This window comes from Rhodococcus sp. ENV425, assembly GCF_002887785.1.
GTDB lineage: Bacteria > Actinomycetota > Actinomycetes > Mycobacteriales > Mycobacteriaceae > Rhodococcus > Rhodococcus aetherivorans.
On record NZ_PCZU01000161.1, the window covers coordinates 1,376 to 3,800 of the forward strand.

Below are 2,425 nucleotides of genomic sequence, written 5' to 3' on the forward strand. Positions count from 1 at the left end.
GTCGGTGGGCCTCTCATCATGCACGCCACCTGACGACTCGACCACGCATCGACTCTGGACGGATGCGATCACGCAGGGCCCGGGCTCAGGTGGGTAGACGAGCCGAGGCCCGTCTACGACGTCGCGGCCCTGGTCGGCGATGAGTGAGTGCCTGACCGCAGAACCCATCCCCGCCGCAAGGGGTACGGCGGGGATGGCCGGATCGAAGTATGCCAGGTCGACCCCCGTCGAACCTCGAGGTCCGCAGCTGCGGCAGCCAGCAGTACGGGGAGCCGGCTGGGGGTTCAGGGGCCGGCCGGGGGTGTGCGCAGGTCCTGGAGTTCGGCGCGCAGTTCGGCAACACGTTCGCGGGCGGCTTCGGCTTGCGCGTGTGCGGCGGCGGCGTCGGCGCGGGCGGTGGAGGCGCGGTCGCGTTCGGCTGCCGCCGCGGTGCGGGCGGCGGTGAGTTCGGCTTCGAGCCGCCGGGTGTGGTCGGCTGCGGTGGCCGCCGCGGCGTCTTTCTCGGCGATCGCTCGGGTCAGCCGCTCGCGGTGCTCGTCGAGCTGCCCGGTGAGCAGCTCGATCCGGTGCTCGAGGCCGGCGATCTGCTCGCGGTGGGTCGATGCGGCCTGATCGAGCTGCTGCTGCCAGCGGTCCTGTGCCGCGGCATGATCGGCCCGGGCTGCGGTGAGCTGGGCGAGGGCCTCGGTGGCCTCGGCGTCGGCAGCCGTGGCGGCGGCGTCGGCGTCGGCGCGTTCGGTGCGCGCGGTGTCGAGTTCGTCCCGCAGTGCCGCGATCTCGGCTGCGGCGTCGGCCCGGACCTTGTCGGCCTCGGCCTGCACGCGCCGCAGCTGTGCATCGATCGCCGCCGGATCGGCGAGCAGATCGGTCGCGGTGGTGATCGACGACGCGATCGTCGTCAGCGTCTCGAGCATCGCCTGGGTTTCGCGGCGCAGCAGTGGTACCGCGTCGGCGAGGGTGCCGATCGCCGAGGTCGGATCGCTCGGCAGTGCGTCCTGTTGTTGCTGGGCGCGGGCCTTGTCTTTCTGGCGCTGCCGCCAGGCCCGTACCCGGTCGGCGTCGGTGGCGTATTCGCGGCGCCGTCCCCCTCTGGCTTCCTCGGCCATGACCTCGCCCTCCCGACCCGATGACGTTCCGTATCCAGCATCGTAACACCATTCGTAACGTACGTATCATGATACGTACGTTACGAATGGTAGGGATCGGCGCTATGCCATCGAGGGGCGCGGTAGCGGGGCGTGGTCAACCCCGGATCGTTCGTGGTGGCATGAGGGTGCCCGGCGGAACCCACATCCCCCCCGGTTCGCGCCGGCTCAGGGAGGGAGTGACCGGGGTACCGAGGCGGGCATACGGGCCGGTGCGTGGATGCCCGGCATCGGGGGTACTTCCGCTCTCGATGTCTGTTTCCTGCGGAAACGATGTGGCAGGCCGATGCTTCCCGAAGTCCGCCTCTCGCGTCCCTCCATCGACCTGCCGCCCTGACTATAAACGCCCTAATCGAACACATGTTCCCCTGAGTTCAGTCCGTCTGCGTAGCCTCTGAACTGTGGTTTTGTGTCGTGGGCGGCGTCTTCGACGGACTGACCCGTTCGCTGCGGAGGTGCCCGTGCGTGAGCGCGAGTTGGTGACGAAGTTGCTTGTTCTCGGCGGTGAGTTCCGCGATGCGAGTGTGGGCGAGTTCGAGCCGCCGCTGCCAGGAGGCGTCGCTCGCCGCGGTCGGGATGGACGGTCGTGGTCGCTTCGGAGCGAGCTCGTGGGACCGGTGGATTCGCTCGAGCAGATCGGGTTGGGTGTAGATCCACGATCGTGCGACTCCCGCTGCTCGGGCGAATCCGGCGACGGTGATCGGTTGGTTTCGGGCTTGCAGGTCGGTGAACGCAGCCTCGGCGCGGTCATGAGCGAGCGCGCTGCGACGGTGGGCCGCCGATCGTAGGTGGGCGGTGTTGTCGGCCCTCATGGGGACACCTGGGGGTCGGTGTCGTCGGGTTCGTGTTCGAGGCTGGTGATGATCGCCGTCAGGTTGTCGGCGGTGCGGGTGTTCATCTCGATCAGGCGTAGTTGTCCGTGTTGGCGGGCACGTGCGATGATGCCGCGGGTCATTTCGAGTTGTTCCCGGTGCTGCGGCAGAAACTCCGGGGTGGTGATGAAGACCGCGCAGGTCAAGCACGCGTTCGAGTGTGGGCAGCTCTGCTGCAGCGGCAGGCCGCAGTAGCCGTTGGGTAGTGCCATTGTGGCGCGGGCCAGGTGGTGTTTGGTCCAGGCCGCATCGGCAAGTGGACTGTCGTCGGCGATCGCGACGGTGTGTCCGTGGATGTCGACCTTGCGGGCGCGTTCCCAATGGTCCCGCACGGTGGTGTCGTGCAGGCGGGCGTAGTGGGCGGTCATCTCGGTGGAGGTGTGTTTGATATGCGGGTAATCACTGTGC

Annotated in this window: 2 protein-coding genes and 1 pseudogene; all 3 read right to left on the reverse strand. The window is 68.5% G+C overall.

Translation table 11 applies throughout. The features are described from left to right. Positions 1–284: 284 nt before the first annotated feature. Complete coding sequence (locus tag CQZ88_RS13440; RefSeq protein WP_043797166.1) at positions 285–1,106, reverse strand: hypothetical protein; 822 nt, start codon at positions 1,104–1,106, stop codon at positions 285–287. A gap of 413 nt (positions 1,107–1,519) precedes the next feature. Beyond that, positions 1,520–1,957 (reverse strand): DUF6262 family protein, encoded by a 438-nt coding sequence (locus CQZ88_RS32405; protein ID WP_102799887.1) that lies wholly within the window; start codon positions 1,955–1,957, stop codon positions 1,520–1,522. Further along, positions 1,954–2,425 (reverse strand): annotated as a pseudogene (locus tag CQZ88_RS13450) (hypothetical protein); the annotation flags it as partial. The pseudogene CQZ88_RS13450 and the gene CQZ88_RS32405, both read right to left, overlap by 4 nt.

Coding starts and splice junctions, on each gene's coding strand:
- CQZ88_RS13440 (WP_043797166.1), bottom strand. CDS start 1,106: ATGGCCGAGGAAGCCAGAGGGGGACGGCGCCGCGAATACGCCACCGAC.
- CQZ88_RS32405 (WP_102799887.1), bottom strand. CDS start 1,957: ATGAGGGCCGACAACACCGCCCACCTACGATCGGCGGCCCACCGTCGC.